We start from the raw sequence: 24,768 nt of genomic DNA on the forward strand, positions 1-24,768 counted from the left end.
CGGTCTGATGTCTTGCGCGCCGTGAAGAATGGCACGGATTTCGACGTGGTCGGGGTTGCACCGTGTAGAAAATCAGATGGGATTGGAAGCGGAAACGTCGATAGCCTGCTGCAAGTTCATCCACTTGCTGGCCGATCAAGGGGAAGTCGGCGAGAAGTCCGAAGGAACGGATCAAACCGGCGTAATAAGCTTCAGCCTGATATTTGCCGAACCGGCTCTCGGTGAAGTCGTAGATGTCGATCAGGTCGGCTCGGGTGCGCTCCGATAACCGGTACTCAGCCATGGCGGCGTTGAGCAACGCGTTGACGCGCGGCAGCGAGGATGTCGTCCGGCGTGTCCGAGGTGAAGCTGTTGCAATCGGGCTGAGCGAACAGCGCTTGATATCGGCGGACCTGCTCGTCACGGGGCAGCTTGGCCCATGCCTCAAGCTCCGCCTCGGAGGGCGTTGCCGACGGCGTGATGTTGGTGAGCTGGTCGGTCGTCTGGGACATCGACAGCATGTTACCACAACAAAAAGGCCCCGGAAACCGGGGCCTTTGAGCAATGGATAGCGGAGATATCAGCGCGAATAGAATTCGACGACCAGATGGGGCTCCATCTGCACCGGGAACGGTACGTCGGAGAGGCCGGGAATGCGCACGTACTTCGCGGTCATCTTGCCGTGGTCGACTTCGAGATAGTCGGGGGTGTCGCGCTCGGGGAGCTGGCTGGCTTCGAGCACGTGGGCGAGCTGCTTGGAGGCTTCCTTGACCTCGATCACGTCGCCGACCTTGAGCTGGTAGCTTGAGATGTTGACCTTGCGGCCGTTCACCTTGATGTGGCCGTGATTGATGAACTGGCGGGCAGCGAAGATCGTCGAGACGAACTTGGCGCGGTACACGACCGCGTCGAGACGACGCTCGAGCAGGCCGATCAGGTTCTCGCCGGTGTCACCCTTGAGGCGGCTCGCCTCGACATAGATGCCGTGGAACTGACGCTCGGAGATGTTGGCGTAGTAGCCCTTCAGCTTCTGCTTGGCGCGCAGCTGCACGCCGAAGTCGGAAAGCTTGCCCTTGCGGCGCTGGCCGTGCTGGCCGGGGCCGTACTCGCGGCGGTTCACGGGGCTCTTCGGGCGGCCCCAGATGTTCTGGCCCATACGGCGATCGAGTTTGTACTTCGCCTCACTGCGCTTAGTCATCGCGTCCTCTTCAGGTACATGGTTTGAGGAAACGCGCCCTCCTGTGTGACGGGCTAGCCCGGCACTGACAGGTCCGATCCCCAAAGCTTAAGGGAGAGGACCACGGGTCGCGAAACGCTTCGCGGGCCGAAATCGGCCCGCGAGCAGGCGGCTTTTAGGGGAGTTTGGGGTTCGCTGTCAATGCGAATGACCCCGGAATCACGTTCTGACCACCCGGATCGGCTTTGACCCAGCCGCCCGCAATTCGGCAGCGATTTCAGTGTTCAGGACCTGTTCCAGCCGGGTCAGGACCCGGGCGATCGGGGCGCCGTCCGTCACCCGGTGGTCCCAGCGGATCACGACATGGATGGTCTGGTCGGGCTCGACCACCCCGTAGCTGACAATGAAGGGGCCGGGCGTGATGGGGTGGAGCTCGCCGCCGCCATAGGCGGCCACCGAGCTCACCGCGAAGCTGCCGAACCAGTTGCCGCGCTGCCGGCCGAAATTCAGCCCCACCGCCCAGGACAGGCGCCGCAGCGGTAGTGGGAGGCGGGTCGCCCGCATGATCTTGCGGTACATGGGAACGTCCTCGATCGGCGCCGTCTTGGCGCGCCGGATCTCGGCGTCGACGGCCGCCAGCGCCATCGCCTCAGGAGCCGCGATCCGCTGTGGCATGACACATTCCTCGCCATCGTCGACCCGCGCAATGGCCACCAGCGCCACGCTCTTCGGCAGCTCATAGAGGGTCGGCCAAGGCCATTTGGCGTAGACAGTGCGCAGGATCGGCTCCTCCCTGGCGACCAGGGCGAATGCCTTGACGAACATCGCGGCCCAGCCGGCAGGCGTGGTCGTACCAGCGCGGGCTTCGAGCAGGGGGCGGATGTGGAGAGAACGGGAAAGCGAGACGAAAGGCACGCCCATCGAGGCGTGCATGAGGTCGCAAATCAGGCGGCGCCGCAGCGAAATCTTCTTGGGCTTCCCGCGCATCGCTCTTTCGGTTCCCGGATTAAAATATGTGCAGCGGGCGGGGAGCCCGCTCGCTCGCTCTAGCACGAACCAACCCGCTTGGGGCCGGTCGGTTCGCCGCATCAGGGCGCCGGCGAGGCCAGCGGCTTGGTCTTGGCAACGACGTAAACTCCTAGCAATTCAATGGCTTGTTGACGTCGATCTTGGCATCGTGCACCGCGCCTGCCGGGATCTGGTGGGAATCGCCGACCTTCAGACGCTGGTCCGGCCGGCCCGCGATGAGGAGGTCGAGCTCGCCCTCCAGGCAAGCGAGCAAAGTCTTTTGAGCATGGTTCTCCTCCCTGGAGTGGCCGACCCTAGCAGCGCCGCGGTTCCCGGCAAGGCTGTTCAACGCTTGATACCTTCGAAAGCCGCCATGATGCCGCGCTGGAACAGCGACCAGTCGAAGCCGAGCGCGATCGCGCGGTAGCCGCGATCGATCAGGGCATTGGCCTGATCGGCGGTGCGCGCCACGCCGCCGATCGGCACGCCGCTTCTGAGGATGCCGGCCTCCGCACGGGCGACCAGCTCCAGCAATTCCGGATCGTCCATCTGGCCGCGCTTGTTGATGGAGGTGGCGAGGTCGCCGGGGCCGATCACCGCGACATCGATGCCGGGCGTTGCCATGATCTCGTCGATGCGATTGACGGCATCGACATGCTCGATGGTGATCATGCAGATCATCTCGTCGTCGGCGCCGGCCATGTAGTCCGGCATCGACTGGCCCCAGCGGAAGGGTGCGTGGAAGGGACCCCAGAGACGGTCGCCGCGCGGCGGATAGCGTACGCTGCGCACCGCCTTCTCGGCGTCCGCGCGGTTGGTGATCATCGGGAAGTTGATGCCGAAGGCGCCGATGTCCATCGGCGCCTTCGCAAGCCACGGCTCGTTCGCCGCGATCCGCACCAGCGGCGTGCATGGCGTGCCCGTCGTCGCGGCGATCATCGCATGTGCTTCGGTCAATCCAATCGGGCCATGTTCGAGATCGACGATGATCCAGTCGAGCGAACGCGCCATGATCTGCACCATCTGCACGCTCGGGATCGTCGCGATCGCGCCGAAGGCGGGGCGCCCCTCGCGCCAGAGCTGGCGGAGACGGTTGAGCGGCGTAGTCGGGACCGACATGGGAAAACCTGCGCGGGAATGACGACGGCGGAGCCTAGCAGCGCGCCGTGAATCCGAACAGTCAGGCCGGTACGCGGCCGCCGAAGAACGGCGTCAGTGCAGGTCCCAGCGTATGGGTACGCTTGGACGTGAAAATGATTTCGGCGCCGGACTGGACGAGATTGCCGACCTGCGGGCCGAGCAGGTCCGAAACGCGGCGGGCGATTGCCGGGGCCGGATCGATCCAATGCACCGGCCAGGGGGCGAGCTTGATCAACCGGTCAAGCAATAGCGGATAATGCGTGCAGGCGAGCACGATAGTGTCGGTGCGCGCGGTCGTTTCCTCGGAAGTGCCGACGAAGCAGGGTTTCAGCTCCGCGAAAATGTCGCCGTCGCCGACCGTGGTGCCGCTGAGCGCCGCCTCGGCGAGCGAGGCAAGCTCGGGTGAGCCGACCAGCGTCACCTCGCAGCCCTGGCCGTGATCCCGGATCAGCGCCTGCGTGTATTCGCGCTTGACGGTGGCCTTGGTGCCGAGCACGGAGACGCGCCGTGTCTTCGACTGCGCGCAGGCCGGCTTGATCGCTGGCACCGTGCCGACGAAGGGCACCTGATAGGCCGCACGCAAGTGGCTCATCACCGAAACGGACATGGTATTGCAGGCGATCACCACCAGGTCAGGCCTGTGCGCGGTGATCAGATCTCCGACCAGTGGCACGACCCGGGCGATGATCTCGTCCTCGCTATGGTGGCCGTAGGGAAAGAAAGCGTCGTCGGCGACGTAGACGTAATGCGCGTCCGGGCGCGCGGCCACGACCTCACGGAGCACCGTGAGCCCGCCAAGGCCGGAATCGAACACCAGGATCGTCGGGGAATAGGTCACGTGGTTACCTTAAGGCGCCATGGTTACCATTCGGTTTTTGGGGCGGTTTTGCGGCGGGGCCGCTTCGGGCCGATTTGGAACGATTCCATTGCGCGATTGTCGCATCTTCCCGCTATCAGCAGCCATGCTGCACTGCGGATGGGGGCATATCCGCAAAATTCCGGGGAGCCGACATGATCAGAAACACCCGCAACGGTTGGGGCAGCGTTTCCCGCTGGCTGCACTGGGTATTGGCGCTCACGATCATCGGCATGATCGGCTTCGGCTGGTGGATGAACCACATCCCGGCGCGTCCCGACCGGTTCTTCTACCGCTCGATCCATGCCGACATCGGCTATGTGATCCTGCTGCTCACCGTGCTGCGTCTGGTCTGGCGCGTCATCAACCCGACGCCGGCACTGCCGGCCGACAGCCAGCCCTGGCAGAAGCTCGCCGCCCGCATCAGCCACGGCGCGCTCTACCTTGCCGTGATCGTCGTCGTCATGCTCGGCTGGGCCCATTCCGGCGCGCACGCGCCTGATTATTCGGACTTCTTCGGCCTGTTTCACGTGCCGCAATTCACCTCTCCCGACCGTGCGACGGCGAACGCCTACGAGGACCGCCACATTTTCTTTGCCTATGTGCTGCTCGCCCTGATCGCGGTTCACCTGGTCGCCGCCCTCTGGCACCATTTCATCCGCCGCGACGGCGTCGTGGCGCGGATGGTGGCGGAGGACGCGAGGTAGGGCACGATTGAAGAGTGTGAAGTGCGCTCTCTCGGCACCGTCATTGCAAGCCAACGGGTCCGCGCGAAGCGCGGCCCCGTTGGCTCGCAATGACGGGGTAGGATGTAGCGCCAGTCTTGCTTCATCTCTTCAGGAGGCCTCATGCTCACCGTCCATCATCTGGGCAAGTCTCAGTCCGAGCGCATCGTCTGGCTGTGCGAGGAGCTGGGACTTCCCTACGAGCTGAAGCGCTACGCGCGCGACCCCGTCACCATGCTGGCACCGCCGGATTACAAGGCGTTGCACCCGATCGGGGCGGCGCCCGTCATCACCGACGGCGACCTCGTGCTCGCGGAGTCCGGCGCCATCGTCGACTATCTCATGGCCGGATACGGCAATGGGCGCCTCGTGCTCCGACCTGACGACGCTGATTTTGCGCAGTTCCTGTACTGGTTTCACTTCGCTAACGGCACGCTGCAAGCCGGCATGGGCCGATTGATGATCTTGAACCGGCTCAAGCTCGCCGAGGACAACCCGATGCTGCTCGCGACCAGGGGGCGTGTCGATCGCGCCTTCGATCTGGTGGAGGCGCGCGTTCGCGATGCCGAATATCTGGCGGGCAGCACCTTCACCACGGCCGATATCATGATGGGTTTCTCGCTCACCACGATGCGCTACTTCCAGCCCTACGATTTGTCGCGCTGTCCGAATGTGGTCGGATATCTCGGCCGCATCGGTGACCGTCCTGGCTACCGGCGTGCGATGGAAAAGGGCGATCCGGGCATGGCACTGCTCCTGAGCTAGCAGCGGTCACGCGATCCTGTTCGTCGTCGCCGCTCGCTCGCTCGCAAGCTGCTTCTGCAAGCGGTCGATGTTTTGCAGGAGGCGCTGGCTGGTCAGCACCAGGAAGTAGTAGCCGAACTGCGGATCCTGGAAGTAGATCTCGAGCAGCCGGTCATAGGTGATCGTCAGCACCTGTCCGTCCTCGATGCATTCGATCGTTCCGGTGCGCCGGTTGTCCGGCGTGAGGAAGCCAAGCTCGCCCATCAGCGCGCCCGGCAGAATTTCGACATTGATCTCCTTGACCAGGAACTTGCCGGTGACCGTGAGGAGCATCTCCTTGGCTGGATCGCCCAGTTTGAACAGCGTGTCGCCGCGGCGATATTTGCGCTCGGTCATGAACGGCTTGAGCCACTCGATCGACATGTCGCCCTCGGCGGCATGGCGCGCTTTCTTCACCAGCTTGAGCATCTGCCGGAGGCGCAGGGCGTTGATCGGAAGCAGAAGCAGATAGAGCAGGAACGTCGAGACGTTGGCGGTGAGCGCGCCGAACACGGCGAAGAAGGCGCAGCCGACCATGTTGGCGACGCGCAGGGGTACCATCGTCCGCATCAGGAGGGTGGCGACGAAGAAGACGGCGCCGACTACGGCGAACAGATTGGCCAGAGTGATGTTGTGGATGAAGATCTCCAACAGCCGGTTGAAGATTGCATCGTAGGTGACGTTGTTGGGATCGAGGCCCATCTGGACCAGGATCTTCGCGATCCTGAGGTTGTCCGTCGCCGCATCGAGAATGCGATCGAGGATCGACGAAATGTCTGCGCTGCCGGACGGCATGGTACTAACCCCGCGTAAGGCCTTCAGTCCTGGTCGGTATGCTCGACACGTATAGCCGAAATCGAATGACGGCCGCCTGAAATGAAGCCTTTGGCCATCATGTCGCAAGAGGCAAATTTTAGCCCGATCGGGCGTTTCGGCAATTGCCCGTTGGTTGCCCGTGTGGTCGCAACGCAGCCATGATTCGGGGCGGGTTTCGCCGTTGCGGAAGGGGCTGGAGCCCCGGGGGGCGGGGGCGTCGGACGTTCGTCGCCCTATGGCTTGGCGGCGGGTTGCACGACCTGCAGCTCGACGAGGCCGAGACGTCCGGGCAGCGAGCCGGCGCGCAGCAGCATGGCGACGCTGTTGGCCTCTTCCAGGGTGAAGTTGCCGGAAATCTGGCCGGAGCCGCCGGTGATGGGCTCGCGGATCACGGGGGCGGAGATCACCTTGTCGTCGAGCGCGATGGCGAAGGGCGTTCCGACGTTCTCTGCGGTGATGTGGGCGAAGCGTCGCGTGCCGCGGCCGTTGAAGCGGAACGAGGCGATCGGCTCCTTCGTGTCGCTCGTAAATCCCGGTCCCGCATAGCTGATGTCGTCGCCGTCGAGCGCGCTGGCCTTGACCAGATAGGGGCGCTTGTCCTTGAAACCGAGCAGGACTTCCGTGCCCGCCGGCGGCGTACTGGATCGCGCCTGCTCCGCCGGCATCGAGAGATCGATCAGGCGGAAGCTGACCTTGACCTTCCTGGCGAAGATCGCGGTGATGCGCTCGGGCTCCATCGCGCCCGGCAGGAAGATGCGGATGCGGTCCGCTCCCTCGGGCTGGACGCTGGCGAGAGTGACGCCGGCGTCCTTGAGGCGCTGTTCGATCATGGCGGTGGAATCTTCGACGAGATCGCGCAGCCGTGCGGCGGATGCGGCGTCGGTCGGCGCGAGCCTGATCAGCCCGTCTCCGCCGTCGGTCACGGTGAGCGCGTGTGCGGGCAGCTCCTCCGCCGCCGCGGCGAGCTTGCGCGTGAGCTGTTCGCGACCTTTGGCGTCCGCGATCTTCACCTCGACGCTGCCGTCGCGAATCGCGAGTCCGGAGAAGGCGATCCGGCCCTCGCGCAGGATCTTGTAGACGTCGTCGCGCAAGTCCGTGGCGACCGCCTCCCGCAAGGCGTCGGTGTCCACCTTGTAGACGATGCGCGACCCGCCCAGCTTCTCCATCTTGTCGGCAATGAAGGCCGCGACCTTGACGCGCATCTTGTCGAATTGACTGTCGGCGAATGCCACGCCGGACAAGGCGATGGTCGATGCCATGGCGAGCGCGACGATCAGCCTCGTGATGCAATTCCGCAGATGCGTAGGCATCATCACCTCAAGTCTTGCGGCAAGACGCTGGCAGGAACTCCGGCGCCAGTTCTTGGTCCCCGGATCGGGCGCGGAGGTTCAAATTCGGTCTGGATTGAGCCCAATCACCGCAGCGCGCAATAGACGAACGCCAAATCATCCATCATTCTGCTCCCGCTCGACCGGCCTTCGGTCGAGGCCTCGCCGAACCAAAATGTCAAAAGACAGGGGGCGGGGACATTGCATCTGAGGGAGGACGGAATTTCATGGCGGGCATCCACACGCTCGATCGGCTCATCGGCAACGACTACCCGGATTTCGCGACGGACGCGGAGGTCCGCGCCTTCGAACAGATCCCTTACGCCGATCGCATCGCGGCCGAGAGCACCTATGACGCGATCAAGCTGGGTGCGGCGCGCAATCCCGACGGCGCGGCGATCCAGTTTCTGCAGAACGCCGATCCCGCCGACACGCCGGTCGTGGTCACGTACCGTGATTTCATCGCGCGCGTCACGCAGGCCGCCAACATGTTTCACGCGCTGGGAGCGGAGAAGGGCGACGTCATCAGCTTCATGCTGCCGCTGGTGCCCGATGCCTTCGTGACGCTGTTCGGCGCCGAGGCCGCGGGCATCGCCAATCCCGTCAATCCGCTGCTCGAGCCGCACCAGATCGCCGAGATCCTGGAGGCCGCGAATACGAAGATCCTGGTGGCGCTCGGGCCGATGCCCGGTACCGACATCTGGCAGAAAGTCGAGCAGATCCGCCCGCAACTGAAGCACCTCAAGGCAATCGTGCAGGTGTTCGGTGGCGGCGATCCGACGAATGGAATCTTTGCTTTCAACGACCTGATCAAGCAGCAGCCGACAGACCGGCTTATCAGCGAGCGCAAGATTTCGGGTGCCGACATTGCCGCCTATTTCCACACCGGCGGCACCACCGGCACACCGAAGCTGGTGCGGCACACCCATGCCAACCAAGTCTATCAGGCCTGGGCGCTCAATCTGCTGCTGAAGGCGAAGCCGGGCGGCAATCTGCTGTTCGGCATGCCGCTGTTTCACGTCGGGGGCTCGCTGACGCAGGTGCTGCTGACCATGTCGAGCGGCGGCTCGCTGGTCGTGCTGTCGCCGAGTGGCTGGCGCAATCCGAATGCGGTGAAGAACATCTGGGGACTGGTTGAACGCTTCAAGCCCGAGGCGCTGTCGAGCGTGCCGACGGTGCTGGCCGCCACACTCGGCGTACCGCCGGGCAATGCCGACATCTCCAGCTTGAAATATGCCGCTGGCGGCGGCTCGGCGATCCCCGTCGCAGTGGGCTCGGCGATTCAGGACAAGCTGAAGCTGCCGGTGGTCGAGGTCTACGGCATGACCGAGACCTCAAGCGTACACACGTTGGCCTATCCGTCACGGCCGATCCGGCTCGGCTCTGTCGGCCTTCCCATGCCTTACGCGTGCGTGCGCATCGTGCAACTCGATGCCGACGGCCGCCTGATCCGCGACTGTGCGCCTGACGAGATCGGTGTCGTCATCATGGCCGGGCCCGGCGTGTTCGGCGGCTATCTCAACGACGAGCACAACAAGGGTGCCTTCGTCGACGAGGTCTGGGTCAATTCCGGCGACCTCGGCCGACTCGATGTCGACGGCTATCTCTGGATCACCGGTCGCGCCAAGGACCTCGTGATCCGCGGCGGCCACAACATCGATCCGGCGCCGATCGAGGAGATCATGTTCAGACATCCCGCCGTCGGCTTCGCCGCGGTGGTCGGCCAGCCGGACGCCTATGCCGGCGAATTGCCGGTAGGGTACGTGCAGTTGAAGCCCGGCGCGACCGTCGAGCCGGGCGAGCTGGAAGCGTGGGTGCGCGAGCGCACGCCGGAGCGCGCCGCCGTTCCGGTGCAGGTCATTCCGATCAACCCGATGCCGGTGACCGGCGTCGGCAAGGTGTTCAAGCCGCAGCTGCGCTGGGACGCGGCAGAGCGCGTGTTCACCAAGGCGCTGGCGCCACTGGCTGAGCGCGGCATCGATTGCAAGGTGAAGGTCGGTGCACATGGCAGCCACGGCTCGATTGCAACTGTGACGCTTGCTGGCCTGTCGGAGGGCCAGCGCAAGGTGGTTGCGAGCGAGGTGCACGCGCTGCTTGCACCATTCGTGATGCGCCACGAGGTGGTTTTCGCCCAACCGGCATTGTCGAGCGGGTAGGGCCGATGGAGCCGCGCACAGCGTGGCTCCATCGCTACAGATTAAGTGACGCCTGCCGCTACCCGCGGATCGCCGCATTGGCCTGCTCAGCCGCGCCCGTCATTGCATCCTTTGCCGATTTCGCCCCGTTGACCACTTCATTGACGCCGATCATGAAGGCGTCGAGGATCAGTTTCGATTGCGGATGGAAAAGAATCGCCTTGGCCCGGTCGACATCCGCATTTTGCAGGTTGGTCAGCGCTGCCTCAGCGGCCTCCGCGCCGAATGCCGCCTTGAAACCTTCGCTGGACCACGCCGACACGCGCGTCGTGGCCAACCCCGCTGCGGCGGTCTGCAGAGATGTCGGCCTGCTTGTCGCCCAGAGCAGGAACAGGAAAGCTGCTCGCTTGTTTCGTGATTTGGAATTGATGCAGGCCTGCCAGTGCGACATGAAAGGAACGGGCGCGCGACCGGCGAGATGCGGGAAAGCTGCATACCCGGCGTGTCTTGCCACACGGCTCTTCGCTGGATTGGAGATGTCGGTCGCGAAGTTGCTGCTGTCGATTGCCATCGCGGTCCTGCCCTGCAGGAAATCATCCAGCACGTGGTACCATTCATAGCTGCCAGCGCCGAAAGGTCCGGCCTGGCTTAGCATCTGTCCGTACATCTCGACAGCCGCGATGGCCTCCGGACTGGCGAAAGCAGCCTTGTTGTCCTTGACCAGGGCTCCACCATACGAGAACACGAAGCCCAAGGCCGGCGGACAGGAATTGAAGCTGGCCTGGGCCCGCATTGCGATCCCGGACATCTCGCCAGTCTTGACCGCCTTGGCCGTCGCAAGCAGCTCTTCGAATGTCTGGGGAACCGGCAGGTTCCTGGCCGCTAGCGCATCCTTGTTGATGAACAGGGTCATCGCCTCCGAGGTGATCGGGATGCCGTAGCGTTCGCCGTCCGACCACAGCGGGAAGCCCCGGGCTGTCTTGAGCAAGTCGTCCTCGTGATACCAGGCCAGATCGGTCAGCGACCTGTTCGAATAATAGCTGCTCAATGGCTCGAGCCATCCTGCCGAGATGCCTTGACCATAGGTCGTGAACATGAAGACGTCGGGCGTGCTGCTGCCACGTGCGAGCCTGATCGGCAGAGCGCCCATGAACGTGGTTTCCAACTGGAAATCGGCGTCTACCGTGATGCCTGTGAGCCTGGTGAACTCCGGCAGCAGCGGAGTGATCGCATTCGACCAGGGATGGATCGCACCCGCGAGCGTGATCGTCTGTCCCGCAAACTGCTTCCAGTCGATCGACGCGTTTGCGTAAGCCGCAGCGGTATCTTGGGCAAGGCTCCAGCGCGGCAGCGCGGTCAGAACCGGCAGGACTGCGCCGGCCGTCCCCAGTCCCTTGACGAAACTGCGTCGGCTCGCCGGATTGCGACGGCCCAATGAGTTTTCGTCCTGCGCCATTTTGATGCTCCTTGAACCGACCAAGGGCATTCATCCTTAGCACGCGCGCGGGACCGCATCCCTGCGACATGGCAGCCTTCGCCATCGACGTCGCTCGATGAATGTCGGGTTCCTGGCCTGCCTATCCGTGCTATTGTCCTGTCATGCTCTGGCGTCGGCACCAGAACACGCGCGGTCACACGAGTATCGAAGACCACGGCCAATGTCCGTCCTTGTTCGGATCCTACCTTTGCGATGGCTGGCTCGTCCTTTGGTTTTGGCGGTCGCGGCGCTTCTGACGCTGATTGTCGCGACTGCAATTCTTGGCCTGCAATATTGGCAAGAGCGGCAATCGACCCATCAGTTGGTTGGGCATAGCCGCCAGGTCCTCGAAACACTTGATCGTCTGCGGGCGATCATCGCGGAACTGGAGGCCGAGCGGCGCGGGTATCTGATGACGCTCGACCCGACCTATCTCAAGGCCTACGGCGTTTCCGATGAAGGCGTGCGGCGAGAGGCGCAGGCGCTGCAGGCGCTGGTCGCGAACGATCCGTTGCTGAGTCTGCGCGCTCAACATCTGACGCTGACGGTTTCAGCAAAGCTGCGCGAGATCGACGAAATGGTGAAGACCGCCGGCACGTCCGGGCTGGCGGCGCTGGCCATGATTCGCGGCATGGATGAGATCCGTTCGCAAATCGACCAGATGGTCGATCACGAGCGCTTTCGGCTCGCCAGCCGGGAGGCGCATGCGGAGGCGTTCGAGCAACGCTGGACCTGGCTGATCGCCAGCGCCGTCGTCCTTGTCGTCGCGCTGGCCGGTGCGGCGCTGGCGCTAGCGCGGCTCGAAGCAAAACGGCGGAGAAAAACGACCGAAGAGAACATCCAGCTCCAAAGTGATGTTGCAGCGCGAGATATCAAGATCCGGCGCCTGTTCGATGCCAACATCATCGGCATCATCATCTGGGAAGTCGAGGGGCGCATTTTCGAAGCCAATGATGCGTTCCTGCGTATCGTGGGATACGACCGGGAGGATCTCGTTGCAGGGCGCCTGCACCGTACGGACCTCACGCCGCCGGAATGGCGCGACCGTGACTTGCAAACCGTGGCGGAATTGAAGCAGGTCGGGACAGCCCAGGCGTTCGAGAAGGAGTATGTGCGGAAGGACGGAAGCCGCGTGCCCGTGTTGATCGGCGGGACCATGTTTGGAGAAGGTGGGGACCAAGGTGTCGGCTTCGTCCTTGATCTGACCGCTCTCAAGCGGGCGGAAGCCGAATCTCGCGAACACGAGCGGCGCTACCGTGAAGCCCTGATCGAGCTCGCGCACGCCAATCGCGTCACCACGATGGGGCAACTCACCGCTTCGATAGCCCATGAAGTCAACCAGCCGATTGCCGCGATGGTGGCGAACGCCGAGGCTGGGGTGAATTGGCTGGAGGCTCAACCGCCAAATCCGGAGCGGGTGCGGCAGGCATTGGACCGGATCATCGATGACGGCATGCGAGCGGGCGACATCATTGGCCGGATCCGCGCGCTTATCAAGAAGGCGCCCCCGCAAAAGGAGGATATGGAGATCAACCAGGCGGTGCTTGAGGTCATCGCGCTGACACGCAGCGAAGCGTTCAAGAACGGCGTCTCGGTGCGTGCGCAACTTGCCGAAGGTTTGCCACCCATTCCGGCAGATCGGGTCCAACTTCAGCAAGTGGTGCTCAACCTGATTGTCAACGCGATCGAGGCGATGGCCTCGGTCGGCGAGGGGGCACGCGAGTTGCTGATCAGCACCGCCCGGGATGCATCGAACGGCGTGCACGTCACCTTGCGAGATTCCGGTCCGGGACTGGATCCGAAGAATGCAGAGCGCCTGTTCGAAGCCTTCTACACCACCAAGCCCACAGGCATGGGGATGGGCCTCGCCATTTGCCGCTCGATCATCGAGACGCATGGCGGGCGGATGTGGGCTGGCGCAAACGAGCCTCGGGGCGCCATCTTTGAGTTCACCTTGCCTCTCGCGTCAGACGAGACCTCCCGCCTCCTGAGGGCGGGTGAGGCGACGGCTCTCCGCTCTGCAACCCGATGACGGGTCCCGCACGACACGCGGCTTACGCCGGTCGATGGGCAAAGGCGCGAAGCGCCGTTAGCGGTGGGCACGCTGTCGCTTTGCCCACCCTACGAAGTTGAGACTGACGGCTAAAGCGCCGGCATCCGCGTTTCGATCAGGCGGACCCAGTACGACGCGCCGTGGCCCAAAATGTTGTCGTTGAAGACGTAGGACGGGTGGTGGCACTCGTTGCCGTCGCCCATGCCGACCAGGATCATCGCGCCGGGGCGAGCTTCCAGCATGAAGGAAAAATCTTCGGCGCCCATCATCGGGATGAACTTGTCGTTGACGCGGTCGGCGCCGACGATGTCACGGGCGACGTCGGCGGCAAGGCCGGCTTCGCGCGCATGGTTCATCGTCACCGGATACATCCGCGTGTATTTCGTCTCGGCCGAGCCGCCATAGGCGCGGGCGACGCTGTCGGCGACTTCGCCGATGCGGCGCTCGACGAGATCGCGCACTTCAGGATCGAGCGTGCGCACGGTGCCGGCGAGCTCGGCGATCTCCGGGATGATGTTGAAGGCCGTGCCGGAGTGGAATTGCGTGATCGAGATCACCGCCGATTTGAGCGGATCGACGTTGCGTGCGACGATGGACTGCAGCGCATTGACGATTTGCGAGCCGATCAGCACGCTGTCGACCGACTTGTGCGGACCGGCGCCCGCGTGGCCGCCCTTGCCGTGGACCGTGATCTGGATGTTGTCGGAGGAGGCGAGCATTGCGCCGGGGGTGGTCGCGAAATGACCTTCGGGCAGGTTCGGCATGTTGTGCATGCCGTAGACCTCCTGGATGTTCCAGCGCGTCATCAGCCCGTCCTCGACCATGGCCTTGCCGCCGCCGCCACCTTCCTCGGCGGGCTGGAAGATCAGAACCGCGGTGCCGTCGAAATTGCGCGTCTCGGCGAGGTATTTGGCAGCGCCCAGTAGCATCGCGGTGTGGCCGTCATGGCCGCAGGCGTGCATCTTGCCGGGCACCTTGGAGGCGTAGGGCACGCCCGACGTCTCCATGATCGGCAGCGCATCCATGTCGGCACGCAGGCCGATGGTCTTGCCGGAGGCGGACTTGCGGCCGCGGATCACGCCGACCACACCGGTGCGGCCGATGCCCGTAACCACCTCGTCGCAGCCGAACTCGCGCAGCTTGTCGGCGACGATGCCGGCGGTGCGGTGGACGTCGTATTGCAGCTCCGGGTTCTCGTGGAAGTCATGGCGCCAGGCGGCCATTTCGTCGGAGAGGGCGGCAACGCGGTTGACGATGGGCATGAGGGGGTCCGTTTCTTGTTCGTAGGGTGGGTTAGCGTAGCGTAACCCACCACTGTTTGTCTCGGGGGATGCAGAAGAGGTGGGTTACGCCCCGCGGACTGCGTTTCGCGCAGCCGCAAGGGCTAACCCACCCTACGTTCCTACGACTCCCCGAACACGCGCTCGAAGATCGTATCGACGTGCTTGAGATGATAGCCGAGGTCGAACTGCTCCTCGATCTCGGCGTCGCTGAGATATTTCTTCACCTCGGCGTCCTTCTTCAGGAGCTGGAGGAAGTCGCCTTCGCCGCGCCACACCGGCATCGCGTTGCGCTGCACGAGCTTGTAGGCATCCTCGCGGCTCGCGCCCTTCTGCGTGAGCGCCAAAAGCACGCGCTGGGAATGCACGAGGCCGCCGAGTCGGTCGAGGTTCTTCTGCATGTTGGCGGGGTAGACCAGCAGCTTGTCGATCAGGCCGGCGAGGCGCACCAGCGCGAAGTCGAGCGTCACGGTCGCGTCCGGGCCCATCATGCGCTCGGCCGAGGAGTGCGAGATGTCGCGCTCGTGCCAGAGCACGACGTTCTCCAGCGCCGGTGTCACATAGGCGCGCACCATTCGGGACAGGCCGGTGAGGTTTTCCGACAGCACCGGGTTGCGCTTGTGCGGCATCGCCGAAGAACCCTTTTGCCCTTCCGAGAAGAACTCCTCGGCCTCCAGCACCTCGGTGCGCTGCATGTGGCGGATCTCCACCGCGATGCGCTCGACGGACGAGGCGATCACGCCAAGCGTCGAGAAATACATCGCGTGACGGTCGCGCGGGATCACCTGCGTCGAGATCGGCTCCGGCACGAGCCCCATGGCCTTTGCGACGTGCTCCTCGACCCGGGGATCGATCTGCGCAAACGTGCCGACCGCGCCGGAAATGGCGCAGGTCGCGACCTCCTTGCGCGCCGCGATCAGGCGCTCCTTGGCGCGTGAGAACTCGGCATAGGCATAAGCGAGCTTGAGGCCGAAGGTCACTGGCTCGGCGTGGATGCCGTGGCTGCGGCCGATGGTCGGCGTCATCTTGTGCTCGAAGGCGCGCTTCTTCAGCGCGGCCAAGACCTTGTCGAGGTCGGCGAGCAGAAGGTCGGCGGCGCGGGTGAGCTGGACGTTGAGGCAGGTGTCGAGCACGTCGGAGGAGGTCATGCCCTGGTGCACGAAGCGCGCCTCGGGGCCGACGATCTCGGCAAGGTGGGTGAGGAAGGCGATGACGTCGTGCTTGGTCTCGCGCTCGATCTCGTCGATACGGGCGACGTCGAATGTCGCGTCCCTGGCCTTGGCCCAGACCGTTTTAGCGGCCTCCTTCGGGATGGTCCCAAGTTCGGCGAGCGCGTCCGCCGCATGCGCCTCGATCTCGAACCAGATCTTGAACCGGGTCTGCGGCTCCCAGATCGAGGCCATTTCCGGGCGGGTATAGCGGGGGATCATCTGACGGCTCCAAGAGGTGGGCCGGGCCCCCAAGGGACGCTAGGGGGCGTGGGCTCCGGCCAAAATGCTTTTTACGCCGCGATTTAGCAGAGCGGCGAGGGCGAAACAAACGATCCGACCCGTGGAGCGGGGTATGGGGGCCGCTAATCCACCGGTCGGGCGGAGCGAGCCCGCCCGGACCAAAAATCGGCTGTCAATCACGGATCATTGACTGACAGATATTGAAATCTGTCAGCGAGACGTGTATATCCGTTCCGGACGCTCCGATTGGGCGTCCCGCGACAAGCCCCGGGGAGCCCGACATCCGAAGCGGATCGGAGGGCGAATTCAAGAACGGGGACCGCGGACGAATGGAGACTTAAGACAATGACGACCGAAATCCTCAATTTCACCGGTGTGATTGGGCATTGGCTCAATTTACTGGTGGCGCGCCAGATCGCGGCGCAGGCTGCAAAACTGCCTCATTAAGGCATAGGCTTTCCGAACGACCGGTTAGGGCGCTTCGGAAGCAGCCCTACTGCCGGGTAACTCAGTCCTGAACGGGAACATGGTGCTGGCATGAATGAAGCTGTTGTCCTGACGCCGGAGCGGATCCTCGAAGTCACCGAGGACGTGCTCAGGCGCTTCGGGCTTGCCAAGGCCACCGTGGTCGACGTTGCCCGTGCGCTCGATGTGAGCCACGGCAGCGTCTACCGCCATTTCCCCAGCAAGGCCTCGCTGCGCGAGGCAGTCGCCAAGCGCTGGCTGGACCGGATCGATGCCCCGTTGCGCGCGATCGCGGGGGAGCAGGGCCCTGCGCCTGATCGCCTCGACCGCTGGCTGCGCACGCTGTTCGCCGCCAAGCGTTCGCGCGTGCTTGACGATCCCGAGATGTTCGAAACCTATCTGACGCTGGCACGTGAGGCCTGCGCGGCCGTCAAATGTCATAAGGACACCATGATCGACCAGATCGGGGCGATCCTGACCGACGGCGTGAAGCAGGGCGTTTTCGCCGTGGACGACGTCAAGACCACCGCGCGCGCCATGTTCGATGCGACTGTCCGCTTCCATCATCCGGCCCATGCCGACGAGTGGAAGGACGCGGATCTCTCCGCGCGCGTTGATGCAACGCTGGCGCTGCTGCTGCGCGGGCTAAAGGCGGCGTAGATCGCGACGCCTGTTTCGCGGCGTGCCAATCAGTCCCTTGCCTTTTGAAGAAGGCCACCATTGTGAGCCGGCGGCGAGGAAGCCGAGTGTCTTCGCGCGTGGAAGGCAGGGTCGGACCTTGGCACGACCGGCGGACTATCCGGATATGCATTGACTGCGATTTCGACGGCGTCCTTTGACCGCTTTCGAAGGCGGTAGAATGTTAGCTCCTGATCCAGCATGGGGCAGCGAAAGTGGACGACGGCGGTGTCCGGCAGGCGGCAAAGTTCGTCGATGAGTTCGCCTACCGTGATGATCGGGGGATGGTCGACTGACTTGTGATGACCCTTGCTCATGACCTTTTACTCCTTCACTGCCGTACTAACCTGAGCCGGATGGGCTCAGTTCCATTTCGCTCGGCACATCGAGAAGCTTCCAGGATTCCAAGAATGCGGCAGCTCTGCTGCTAGATTCGGGTCAGCCCACATGTCGCCGCCAGGCGCACGAGCTGCGCATCCGTGCGCGCGCCGGTCTTCGACTTGATCAGATAATGATAGTTCTGGACCGTCTTCAAGCTGAGATTGAGCTGCGCTGCGATCTGCTCGGTCGTGGCGCCGCCGGCAAACTGGCGCAGGATCTCGATCTCGCGCTCGCCCAGTTGATCGAGCACCGAGCCGGTCGACGACAGGCTGTCCTCGGCGAGAATGTGCGCGATGTCGTCGCTCATGGCGCGCTCCCCGCGCGCCACGCTGCGAATGGCGCGCACCACCGCGGACGGCTCGCTGCTCTTGGTGACGAAGCCGCTGGCGCCGGCGCCGAAAGCGGCTTTCACCAGCACGGCTTCGTTGTGCATGGTGAACACGAGAATGCGGGCACGCGGGTCGCGCGCGCGGATGTTGCGGATCGCTTCCAGCCCGCTTGCGCCGGGCATCGAGATATCAAGCACCACGACGTCGGGATCATGCGTCTTGAAGGCGCCATAGGCGTCCGCGGCGTTGTCGGCTTCCGCCACGACACGAAGATCGCCCTGGCTTTCCAGCACGCGCCGGTAGCCTTGCCGCACGATCGGGTGGTCGTCGACCAGCAGCACGGAAATTCCTGTCGCCGCAACCTCGCTCATCTCGGCCTCACGCGGCGAGCGGGATGGTGGCGGCGACGCTGAGGCCGCGGGTCGCGGGCAGGATCGACAGCGATCCGCCGGCCGCCGCGACGCGCTCGCGGATGCCGGTGAGGCCGAAGCCGGCCGATTGCGCGACGCGTTCCGCATCGCCGCCGCCGTCGTCCTCGACCCGGATCAGGAGTGCGTCATCGTCGCCGGCACGCCGTTCGATCCGCAACGAGATCTCGCGCGCCGAGCTGTGGCGCAGGGCGTTGGTCAGGCATTCCTGCGCCACGCGATAAGCCGTGGTGGCGGCTGGACCGCGGATGTCCGCTAGATCGCCCCTGAGGTCGAGCTGGATCGTCGGCCGCGCCGCGCTCTGCGAGCGCCAGCTGTCGACGAGATTGACGAGGCTCGCCTCCAGCCCGAGTTCCTCGGGTAGCGGATTGCGCAGGCGCTTCAGCGCATCGCGCAGCGAGGCCATCAGGTGGTGGGTGGCGTGCGAGATCATGCGCGCATCCTGCGCGATGCCGTGATGCTTTTTCTCCGTGGCGCTCGCCGACTCGATGGTGTTGGCGAAAGCGAGGATGGCGGAGAGATTTTGCCCGAATTCGTCGTGGAGCTCGCGGGCGAGCGCGCGGCGCTCGTCGTCGCGGATCTCGATCAGCCGCCGGGTCAGCGCCGCGCGCTGCTCGGTCGCTTCCTCCAGCCGGCTGCCGAGCTCGCCGACGGCGCTGCCGATCATCGCAAGTTCCATGGAGCGGAAGCGCGGCAGCTTCGTGCGGTACTGGCCGCGCGCCATGCGTTGCAACGCGGTGACGATGGTGCGCGCCGGTGCCAGTGCATGTGCGATCGCGAGCGAAGCCAGCAATGCAATCGCCGCCGCCATCAGCAGCGCGACGTCGATCACGTTGAGGATATACTCCCAGGCGAGCGAGACCGCGGCTGCGGCTTCCGGTGTCGCAACCACCGTACCGGCGGATGCAGCACGCGGGCTCACCGGTCGCACCACCTCGGCGTGGCTGCCGAGGAAGGTCGGCACGACCGCGGCGAACCAGCGCGGCGGCGTCTTGCCTAGCCCCTCGCTCTGACCACAGAGCGGTTTTTCGAATGCCGCGGCGGGCTGGAACTCGACGCAGACGCCGGGCGAGATCAGCTTCATCGTTTCCAGCGTGCGCCAGTCTGGAACCGGCAGAAGATGCTCGCGGGCTCTGCTGCTGCGCAACAACAGTTCGCGCCAGTACAGCGCCTGAAGCGCCTGCGCGACCCGCTGCGCGGAGGCCGCCGTCGCGCGGTCGACGCTGCGGTAGGCGTCGAAGGTGGCCCACACCGTCGCAGCTCCCAGGCACAGTGCCACAATGAGCAGCAGACGGGCGACGAGCTGAAGCACGAGGCGCATGCGATCACCCCCAACGTTTGGTAAGCTCAGCCTAACAATGCCGCCGCGCCTTGCCAATTGCGAGGAATGGCAGGATGGCAGCTCGGGCAAATTTCCCAAGCCGGATTGGGCATGGCTCTTTGGACCGGGCGTGGCGGCTTTGATTTAATCGGCCCAGGAATCTTCCGAGGCCAATCGTCGCAAACCAGGAGCGGTGCAGCATGAGTTCGATGACGATTGGACCGATCGCGGGGAGCGCGACCGACCCATCCGAGCGCAGCGCGTTGCTGTTCTGGATGATCTTCACCGGTCTCTCGATCTTCGCCGTCGTGCTGCTGTGGCGATTCGGCCTGATCCACCTGATGCTGACCTCGGACCGCACCTACATTTCGAGCGTGATTGCGCTGCTCTATGTCCTCACCTGCGGCCACTGCTTCCTGCGGACGCGGGCGATTGCCCGCGAGGGCGCCGCGGCGCGGCGCTGCCGCGCGGCGCTGGCGGCGCCCGACGGCAGCAAGCTGCTCGATGCGAGCGCGACCAAGCTGCCGCGTGGGCTCGTGCGGGACCACATCGAGAGTCTCGTCACCAAGGCCGCTGCGCAAGGCTACCGGCCGGTCGATCAGACATTGCTGCTGCGGACGCTGGCCGACCGCCTGCGCGGCTCCAACGGGTTTGGCGCCTTCGTCTCGGACACGCTGATGAAGCTCGGCCTGCTCGGCACCATCATCGGCTTCATCATCATGCTGGCGCCGATCGCGGGCCTGGATGCCGCCGACAAGGTCGCGATGCGCTCCTCGATGGGGTTGATGAGCGACGGCATGGCGGTCGCGATGTACACGACATTGGCGGGCCTCGTCGGCTCGATCCTGGTGCGCATCCAGTACTACATGCTGGATGCCGCGACCCAGCGGGTGTTCTCGGATGCGGTGGTGCTGACGGAGACCTATGTGACGCCGGTCCTGGAGCGCAAAGGTTCCGGGACCGCATCATGATGGACGATTTTGGTCTCTATCCACGCGAGGAGCCGTTCGACCCGCTCGGCGTGATGCTGTTCAAGGCGCTTCAGGTGATCGCATTTCTGTTCTTCCTGGCTCTGCTCGCGGTCTCGCCGGATGCCAAGGAGGGCAAGATCGATTCCAAGGCCGAGTTCATGATCACGCTGGACTGGCCGGACAACCACCCCGACGATCTCGACCTGTTCGTCCAGGACCCCGCCGGCAACATCGCTTGGTATCGCCACCGCGAAGCCGGCTTCCTCACGCTCGATCGCGACGACCGCGGCGGGGCCAACGACTTCATCATCGTCGCCGGCAAGAAGATCGCTTCCCCTATTCGCGAGGAGATCGTCACCGTGCGCGGCATCCTGGCCGGCGAATACACCGTCAATGTCTCGCATTTCGTGGCGACGACCGGCCAGCCTGTCACGGCCAATGTGAAGGTGCAGAAGCTCAATCCGACCGCGCAGGTGATCTTCGACAACAAGTTCACGCTGGACCACACCGGCGACGAGAAGACCGCGGTGCGATTCCGCATCGATGCGGAAGGCAAGGTCGTCAATGTCGATCAGCGGCCGAAATCGCTGCTGGAGACCTTCCGCAGCAGCTGGCGCAACGGCGCCGATGTCGATCCGAAGACCCGGGTGAGGGTGCGCCGTGAGTAACCTGCAAACCGTCATCCTCTCACTGTCGGTCGCCTACGCCGTGATCGGCGCGCTGCTGCTGGTCGTGCTGGTCTATGCGCGGCTGCACTGGTCCTTGAAGGCGGTCGCCGTGGTCGTGACCAGCGCCTTCTATGTCGTCAGCTTCAGCGAGATGCGCGGGCTGCTCGGCTGGGCCAGTACGGACCGACTGCCTGCCACCTTCAAGCTGCTGAAGTCCCGCATCGTCGAGCCGCATTCGCTGGAGGGCGATCCGGGCTCGATCTATCTGTGGGTCGAGGCGCTGGACGAGGACAATCGTCCGAGCGGCATCCCCCGGGCGTTCCGGGTGCCCTACGATGACAGGCTGGCCGACAAGACCCATGCGGCGGAGAACGAGATCGCGCTCGGACATCCGCAGGGCGGGCGGGCCGCCGATTTTGGCGGCGGCGATGGCAGCCTGATCGACATGGTCCGGGAGTATGTGACGCCGAAGACCATTTTGGAGACCAGCGGCGGCGATTCCTCGACCGGCGAATTCAATGCGCCGCCCGCCGGGGCGCAAGGCGCCGTGTTCACGCCGATCCCGCCGCCCCGGATGCCGCCGAAGGACGAGCAATAGGCCCTTCACCATCGCGGCAGGGCAGCGCTGGTAAACTGTCCCGCGCCGGCGCATCTTCTTGACGTCCCTCAATTTGACCTTATCGGCTTCTGATAAGATTTTGAGGGTGGAGGGTGCGTGCTCCTAGCTATCTTCTCGGATATCCACGGCAACCGGCAGGCGTTCGAGGCGTGCCTGAAGCTGGCCCGCGCGAAGGGTGCGGAGCGCTTCATCCTGCTCGGTGACTTCGTCGGCTATGGCGCCGATCCGGAATGGGTCGTGGACACCGCGATGGAGCTCGTTGCCGGCGGCGCCGTGGCGGTGCGCGGCAATCACGACCAGGCAGTGAATTCCTCGGCCGAAACCATGAATGCGGAGGCGCAGGTCGCGATCGAATGGACCCGCGGCCGGCTCGACACCGCGCAGCGGCGGTTCCTGGCCGAATTGCCGATGCTGGTGGAGGACCACGACCGTCTGTTCGTGCATTCGGAAGCCTCCAGCCCGCAGCGCTGGCACTACGTCCGATCGACTGCGGATGCCGCCAAGAGCCTGATCGCGACACCGGCCCACGTCACCTTCTGCGGCCACATCCACAGGCCGGCGCTCTATTCGATGTCGGTGACGGCGAAGATGACGAGCCTCGTGCCCAAGACCGATGTTTCGGTGCCGCTGCTGCGCGGACGGCAATGGCTTGCGGTGCTCGGCTCGGTCGGTCAGCCCCGCGACGGCGATCCGTCGGCGTCCTTCGTGCTGTTCGACACGGTCTCGTGCCAGATCACCTATTGCCGCGCCCCTTACGACGTCGCGACCGCGGCAAACAGGATCCGCGACAACGGTCTGCCGCATTGGCTGGCCGACCGCTTGTCGCAGGGACACTGACGGCGATGCCGAAACCCCTGGTCAAATCTGGCGTGGAGATCGACGGCTATACCATCGGCGAATCCGTCCACGCCGGCGGCATGGCGACGCTGTGGACCGTGACCCATCCCGGCATCGACGTGCCGCTTCTGATGAAGATCCCGCGGGTGTCTGAAGGCGAGGACCCCGCCGCGATCGTCTCCTTCGAGATGGAGATGATGATCCTGCCGCGGCTTGCGGGGCCGCACGTGCCGACCTGTTTTGGCACCGGCGATTTCGCCCGCCAGGCCCATGTGGTGATCGAGCGCATCGTCGGCACGACACTGTACAAGCGGCTGCCGGACCTGCCGCTGCCTTACGACGAGGCGCGACAACTCGTGGCCAAGATCGCGACCGCACTCGCCGACCTGCACCGGCAGAACGTGATTCATCACGACATCAAGCCGAGCAGCATCATGTTCCGCGACAGTGGCGAGGCGGTGCTGATCGACTACGGCCTGTCGCACCACAACCATCTGCCTGATTTGTTGCAGGAGGAATTCCGCCTACCTTATGGCACCGCACCCTACATGGCGCCGGAGCGGCTGCTCGGGGTGCGTGACGATCCGCGCAGCGACCTGTTCTCGCTCGGCGTGCTGCTCTATTTCTTCACCACGGGCGAGCGTCCCTTCGGCGAGGGTGAGACCCTGCGCGCGATGCGACGCCGGTTGTGGCGCGATCCCTATCCGCCGCGCGCATTGCGCGCCGACTATCCGCCCTGGCTCCAGGAGGTGGTGCTGCGGTGCCTCGAGATCGAGCCGGTCTGGCGTTATCCGACCGCCGCACAGCTGGCCTTCGATCTCGCCCATCCGGACCAGGTCAAGCTCACCGCGCGCGCGGAGCGGCTGAAGCGCGACTCCCTTGGGGTCGCGTGGCGGCGCCGCTTCAATCAGGGCGTCATGCTGCCCCGGCCGAAATCGGATGTCGCGGCGCAAATCGCATCGAGCCCAATTCTTGCGGTCGCGCTCGACACGGTGGAGGGTGCACCGGAGCTGAACGAGGCGCTGCGCGTGACCACCGAGCGCATTCTCGCCACGCTGCCCTCGGCGCGGCTTGCCTGCCTCAACGTGCTCAAGCTCAACCGTATCGCGATCGACCGGACGCTCGACGAGCAGGGCTCCAACAAGCATATCGACCGCCTGGTCGCGCTCCGGCATTGGGCGACGCCTCTCAGGCTGGACGAGAGCCGGCTGTCGGTTCATGTGCTGGAGGCCGTCGACCCCGCCGCCGCGATCCTGGAGTTCGCCGAGGTCAACCAGGTCGACCACGTCATCATCGGGGCGCGGCAGAGCTCGTTTCGGCGCTCGCTGCTCGGCAGCGTCTCGGCCAAGGTGGCCTCGGAGGCGACCTGCACCGTCACGGTGGTGAGGCCGCCGCGGATGGCAGGGGATGCCGCTGAAGCAGATGCCGGCGAGGCGGCCGGATAGGGCTGCGCTCCGAACGGCGGATCAGGACGCGTGGACGGTGTGGGCGACGCGCTTGCGGCGGATCGGCCAGGAGAATTGCGGGCCGGGGTCGCCGTGATCCGCGCTGCCGCCGAAATACTGGATGATCTCGCGGCAGGGCTCGCAGTTGAACAGGTTACGCGACGCGGATGCCTTGGTCATTTCCTTCAGGCAGTTCGGGCAGTGCGGCTTCATCAGTCTCAAGTCCAATTCAGAATCTCATTGCCGGCACGGTGACCGGATCGGTTAGTCCAGGTCCGCCGCTTTCTGCTCCCGGATCGTCGCGCATCTCCTCTTCGGTCCGTTCGAGCCGACCGAAGAAATAGTCGAGGTCCGGATGCGGACGCCGCGGAACGCGACACCTGCGCTTCGGTTGACGCTTCACGAGCGCGAATTGCAT

The 24,768-nt window shown here is 64.5% G+C and carries 23 protein-coding genes and 4 pseudogenes; 11 read left to right on the forward strand and 16 right to left on the reverse strand.

The genetic code is table 11. From position 1 onward, the window contains the following. Positions 1 to 115 precede the first annotated feature (115 nt). The 7 genes and pseudogenes from NLM27_RS07335 to murI form a co-directional block, all read right to left on the reverse strand. A pseudogene (locus NLM27_RS07335) lies at positions 116 to 283 on the reverse strand (type II toxin-antitoxin system RelE/ParE family toxin); the annotation flags it as partial. Further along, positions 276 to 491 (reverse strand): hypothetical protein, encoded by a 216-nt coding sequence (locus NLM27_RS07340; protein ID WP_254142712.1) that lies wholly within the window; start codon positions 489 to 491, stop codon positions 276 to 278. The pseudogene NLM27_RS07335 and the gene NLM27_RS07340, both read right to left, overlap by 8 nt. A 68-nt stretch (positions 492 to 559) precedes the next feature. Beyond that, a complete protein-coding gene (gene rpsD / locus NLM27_RS07345; RefSeq protein WP_018316575.1) occupies positions 560 to 1,177 on the reverse strand; it encodes a 30S ribosomal protein S4 in 618 nt (205 codons plus the stop codon). 198 nt (positions 1,178 to 1,375) lie between these two features. Next, on the reverse strand, positions 1,376 to 2,143 hold the full coding sequence (locus tag NLM27_RS07350; RefSeq protein WP_254142713.1) for a 2-oxo acid dehydrogenase subunit E2: 768 nt from the start codon (positions 2,141 to 2,143) through the stop codon (positions 1,376 to 1,378). Between the two features lie 101 nt (positions 2,144 to 2,244). Then, positions 2,245 to 2,426: pseudogene (locus NLM27_RS07355) on the reverse strand (cupin domain-containing protein); the annotation flags it as partial. 83 nt (positions 2,427 to 2,509) lie between these two features. After that, complete coding sequence (locus NLM27_RS07360; RefSeq protein WP_254142714.1) at positions 2,510 to 3,283, reverse strand: HpcH/HpaI aldolase/citrate lyase family protein; 774 nt, start codon at positions 3,281 to 3,283, stop codon at positions 2,510 to 2,512. A 61-nt stretch (positions 3,284 to 3,344) separates the two neighbouring features. Further along, positions 3,345 to 4,142: a glutamate racemase gene (gene murI / locus NLM27_RS07365; protein ID WP_254142715.1), complete on the reverse strand. Its 798-nt coding sequence runs from the start codon at positions 4,140 to 4,142 to the stop codon at positions 3,345 to 3,347. Between the two features lie 173 nt (positions 4,143 to 4,315). Here murI and NLM27_RS07370 point away from each other — a divergent pair, with 173 nt between their 5' ends. Both NLM27_RS07370 and NLM27_RS07375 read left to right on the forward strand, forming a co-directional pair. Next, complete coding sequence (locus NLM27_RS07370) at positions 4,316 to 4,867, forward strand: cytochrome b (RefSeq protein WP_254142716.1); 552 nt, start codon at positions 4,316 to 4,318, stop codon at positions 4,865 to 4,867. 141 nt (positions 4,868 to 5,008) lie between these two features. After that, complete coding sequence (locus NLM27_RS07375) at positions 5,009 to 5,650, forward strand: glutathione S-transferase family protein (RefSeq protein ID WP_254142717.1); 642 nt, start codon at positions 5,009 to 5,011, stop codon at positions 5,648 to 5,650. Positions 5,651 to 5,656: 6 nt separating this feature from the next. Here NLM27_RS07375 and NLM27_RS07380 read toward each other — a convergent pair whose 3' ends face one another. Further along, a complete protein-coding gene (locus NLM27_RS07380; protein ID WP_254142718.1) occupies positions 5,657 to 6,463 on the reverse strand; it encodes a Crp/Fnr family transcriptional regulator in 807 nt (268 codons plus the stop codon). A gap of 254 nt (positions 6,464 to 6,717) precedes the next feature. Beyond that, on the reverse strand, positions 6,718 to 7,794 hold the full coding sequence (locus NLM27_RS07385; protein WP_254142719.1) for a preprotein translocase subunit SecD: 1,077 nt from the start codon (positions 7,792 to 7,794) through the stop codon (positions 6,718 to 6,720). A gap of 245 nt (positions 7,795 to 8,039) precedes the next feature. Between NLM27_RS07385 and NLM27_RS07390 the strand changes: the two genes are divergently transcribed. Continuing rightward, the gene (locus tag NLM27_RS07390; protein ID WP_254142720.1) at positions 8,040 to 9,968 is read left to right on the forward strand and encodes an acyl-CoA synthetase; all 1,929 of its coding nucleotides are present in this window, start codon (positions 8,040 to 8,042) and stop codon (positions 9,966 to 9,968) included. 58 nt (positions 9,969 to 10,026) lie between these two features. Here the strand turns inward: NLM27_RS07390 and NLM27_RS07395 are convergent, their stop codons facing one another. Beyond that, a complete protein-coding gene (locus NLM27_RS07395) occupies positions 10,027 to 11,403 on the reverse strand; it encodes an ABC transporter substrate-binding protein (RefSeq protein ID WP_254142721.1) in 1,377 nt (458 codons plus the stop codon). Positions 11,404 to 11,605: 202 nt separating this feature from the next. On the opposite strand from NLM27_RS07395, the pseudogene NLM27_RS07400 reads away from it, so the two are divergent. Together NLM27_RS07400 and NLM27_RS07405 are read left to right on the forward strand one after the other, a co-directional pair. Then, positions 11,606 to 12,067 (forward strand): annotated as a pseudogene (locus tag NLM27_RS07400) (CHASE3 domain-containing protein); the annotation flags it as partial. Between the two features lie 129 nt (positions 12,068 to 12,196). Beyond that, positions 12,197 to 13,456, forward strand: a pseudogene (locus tag NLM27_RS07405) (sensor histidine kinase); the annotation flags it as partial. A 110-nt stretch (positions 13,457 to 13,566) separates the two neighbouring features. Here NLM27_RS07405 and NLM27_RS07410 read toward each other — a convergent pair. Next, positions 13,567 to 14,739, reverse strand: coding sequence for a M20 aminoacylase family protein (locus tag NLM27_RS07410; protein WP_254142722.1), 1,173 nt, complete (start codon positions 14,737 to 14,739; stop codon positions 13,567 to 13,569). Between the two features lie 140 nt (positions 14,740 to 14,879). Then, positions 14,880 to 16,187: an adenylosuccinate lyase gene (purB, locus tag NLM27_RS07415; RefSeq protein WP_254142723.1), complete on the reverse strand. Its 1,308-nt coding sequence runs from the start codon at positions 16,185 to 16,187 to the stop codon at positions 14,880 to 14,882. Positions 16,188 to 16,745: 558 nt separating this feature from the next. Here purB and NLM27_RS07420 point away from each other — a divergent pair. Continuing rightward, entirely contained in the window at positions 16,746 to 17,333 is a 588-nt protein-coding gene (locus NLM27_RS07420; protein WP_254142724.1) for a TetR family transcriptional regulator, read from the forward strand. A 445-nt stretch (positions 17,334 to 17,778) separates the two neighbouring features. Here the strand turns inward: NLM27_RS07420 and NLM27_RS07425 are convergent, their stop codons facing one another. Both NLM27_RS07425 and NLM27_RS07430 read right to left on the reverse strand, forming a co-directional pair. Further along, positions 17,779 to 18,432, reverse strand: coding sequence for a response regulator transcription factor (locus NLM27_RS07425; protein WP_254142725.1), 654 nt, complete (start codon positions 18,430 to 18,432; stop codon positions 17,779 to 17,781). A 7-nt stretch (positions 18,433 to 18,439) separates the two neighbouring features. Continuing rightward, the gene (locus tag NLM27_RS07430; protein WP_254142726.1) at positions 18,440 to 19,810 is read right to left on the reverse strand and encodes a sensor histidine kinase; all 1,371 of its coding nucleotides are present in this window, start codon (positions 19,808 to 19,810) and stop codon (positions 18,440 to 18,442) included. Between the two features lie 200 nt (positions 19,811 to 20,010). On the opposite strand from NLM27_RS07430, the gene NLM27_RS07435 reads away from it, so the two are divergent. The 5 genes from NLM27_RS07435 to NLM27_RS07455 all read left to right on the forward strand — a co-directional run bounded on the left by NLM27_RS07435 (position 20,011) and on the right by NLM27_RS07455 (position 24,350). Next, positions 20,011 to 20,781: a MotA/TolQ/ExbB proton channel family protein gene (locus NLM27_RS07435; protein ID WP_254142727.1), complete on the forward strand. Its 771-nt coding sequence runs from the start codon at positions 20,011 to 20,013 to the stop codon at positions 20,779 to 20,781. Beyond that, the gene (locus NLM27_RS07440) at positions 20,778 to 21,449 is read left to right on the forward strand and encodes a hypothetical protein (RefSeq protein ID WP_254142728.1); all 672 of its coding nucleotides are present in this window, start codon (positions 20,778 to 20,780) and stop codon (positions 21,447 to 21,449) included. Before NLM27_RS07435 ends, NLM27_RS07440 begins: the two co-directional genes overlap by 4 nt. Next, a complete protein-coding gene (locus NLM27_RS07445; protein WP_254142729.1) occupies positions 21,442 to 22,047 on the forward strand; it encodes a hypothetical protein in 606 nt (201 codons plus the stop codon). The genes NLM27_RS07440 and NLM27_RS07445 overlap by 8 nt, the downstream gene beginning before the upstream one ends. Before the next feature lie 117 nt (positions 22,048 to 22,164). Beyond that, a complete protein-coding gene (locus NLM27_RS07450) occupies positions 22,165 to 22,905 on the forward strand; it encodes a metallophosphoesterase (RefSeq protein WP_254142730.1) in 741 nt (246 codons plus the stop codon). Between the two features lie 5 nt (positions 22,906 to 22,910). After that, the gene (locus NLM27_RS07455) at positions 22,911 to 24,350 is read left to right on the forward strand and encodes a bifunctional serine/threonine-protein kinase/universal stress protein (RefSeq protein ID WP_254142731.1); all 1,440 of its coding nucleotides are present in this window, start codon (positions 22,911 to 22,913) and stop codon (positions 24,348 to 24,350) included. 21 nt (positions 24,351 to 24,371) lie between these two features. Here the strand turns inward: NLM27_RS07455 and NLM27_RS07460 are convergent, their stop codons facing one another. Both NLM27_RS07460 and NLM27_RS07465 read right to left on the reverse strand, forming a co-directional pair. Next, positions 24,372 to 24,563, reverse strand: a complete 192-nt coding sequence (locus NLM27_RS07460; RefSeq protein WP_254142732.1) for a hypothetical protein — start codon at positions 24,561 to 24,563, stop codon at positions 24,372 to 24,374. 16 nt (positions 24,564 to 24,579) lie between these two features. Continuing rightward, a complete protein-coding gene (locus NLM27_RS07465) occupies positions 24,580 to 24,768 on the reverse strand; it encodes a hypothetical protein (protein ID WP_254142733.1) in 189 nt (62 codons plus the stop codon).

It is taken from the genome of Bradyrhizobium sp. CCGB12 (assembly GCF_024199845.1).
GTDB lineage: Bacteria > Pseudomonadota > Alphaproteobacteria > Rhizobiales > Xanthobacteraceae > Bradyrhizobium.

What these genes read in the sequence shown, in the direction of transcription:
- NLM27_RS07425 (WP_254142725.1), bottom strand. Translation starts at nt 18,432, where the DNA reads ATGAGCGAGGTTGCGGCGACAGGAATTTCCGTGCTGCTGGTCGACGAC.
- NLM27_RS07360 (WP_254142714.1), bottom strand. Translation starts at nt 3,283, where the DNA reads ATGTCGGTCCCGACTACGCCGCTCAACCGTCTCCGCCAGCTCTGGCGC.
- NLM27_RS07460 (WP_254142732.1), bottom strand. Translation starts at nt 24,563, where the DNA reads ATGAAGCCGCACTGCCCGAACTGCCTGAAGGAAATGACCAAGGCATCC.
- NLM27_RS07420 (WP_254142724.1), top strand. Translation starts at nt 16,746, where the DNA reads ATGAATGAAGCTGTTGTCCTGACGCCGGAGCGGATCCTCGAAGTCACC.
- NLM27_RS07390 (WP_254142720.1), top strand. Translation starts at nt 8,040, where the DNA reads ATGGCGGGCATCCACACGCTCGATCGGCTCATCGGCAACGACTACCCG.
- NLM27_RS07350 (WP_254142713.1), bottom strand. Translation starts at nt 2,143, where the DNA reads ATGCGCGGGAAGCCCAAGAAGATTTCGCTGCGGCGCCGCCTGATTTGC.
- NLM27_RS07455 (WP_254142731.1), top strand. Translation starts at nt 22,911, where the DNA reads ATGCCGAAACCCCTGGTCAAATCTGGCGTGGAGATCGACGGCTATACC.
- NLM27_RS07465 (WP_254142733.1), bottom strand. Translation starts at nt 24,768, where the DNA reads ATGCAATTCGCGCTCGTGAAGCGTCAACCGAAGCGCAGGTGTCGCGTT.
- NLM27_RS07430 (WP_254142726.1), bottom strand. Translation starts at nt 19,810, where the DNA reads ATGCGCCTCGTGCTTCAGCTCGTCGCCCGTCTGCTGCTCATTGTGGCA.
- NLM27_RS07380 (WP_254142718.1), bottom strand. Translation starts at nt 6,463, where the DNA reads ATGCCGTCCGGCAGCGCAGACATTTCGTCGATCCTCGATCGCATTCTC.
- NLM27_RS07370 (WP_254142716.1), top strand. Translation starts at nt 4,316, where the DNA reads ATGATCAGAAACACCCGCAACGGTTGGGGCAGCGTTTCCCGCTGGCTG.
- NLM27_RS07385 (WP_254142719.1), bottom strand. Translation starts at nt 7,794, where the DNA reads ATGCCTACGCATCTGCGGAATTGCATCACGAGGCTGATCGTCGCGCTC.
- NLM27_RS07410 (WP_254142722.1), bottom strand. Translation starts at nt 14,739, where the DNA reads ATGCCCATCGTCAACCGCGTTGCCGCCCTCTCCGACGAAATGGCCGCC.
- NLM27_RS07375 (WP_254142717.1), top strand. Translation starts at nt 5,009, where the DNA reads ATGCTCACCGTCCATCATCTGGGCAAGTCTCAGTCCGAGCGCATCGTC.
- rpsD (WP_018316575.1), bottom strand. Translation starts at nt 1,177, where the DNA reads ATGACTAAGCGCAGTGAGGCGAAGTACAAACTCGATCGCCGTATGGGC.
- NLM27_RS07440 (WP_254142728.1), top strand. Translation starts at nt 20,778, where the DNA reads ATGATGGACGATTTTGGTCTCTATCCACGCGAGGAGCCGTTCGACCCG.
- NLM27_RS07395 (WP_254142721.1), bottom strand. Translation starts at nt 11,403, where the DNA reads ATGGCGCAGGACGAAAACTCATTGGGCCGTCGCAATCCGGCGAGCCGA.
- NLM27_RS07435 (WP_254142727.1), top strand. Translation starts at nt 20,011, where the DNA reads ATGAGTTCGATGACGATTGGACCGATCGCGGGGAGCGCGACCGACCCA.
- purB (WP_254142723.1), bottom strand. Translation starts at nt 16,187, where the DNA reads ATGATCCCCCGCTATACCCGCCCGGAAATGGCCTCGATCTGGGAGCCG.
- NLM27_RS07340 (WP_254142712.1), bottom strand. Translation starts at nt 491, where the DNA reads ATGTCCCAGACGACCGACCAGCTCACCAACATCACGCCGTCGGCAACG.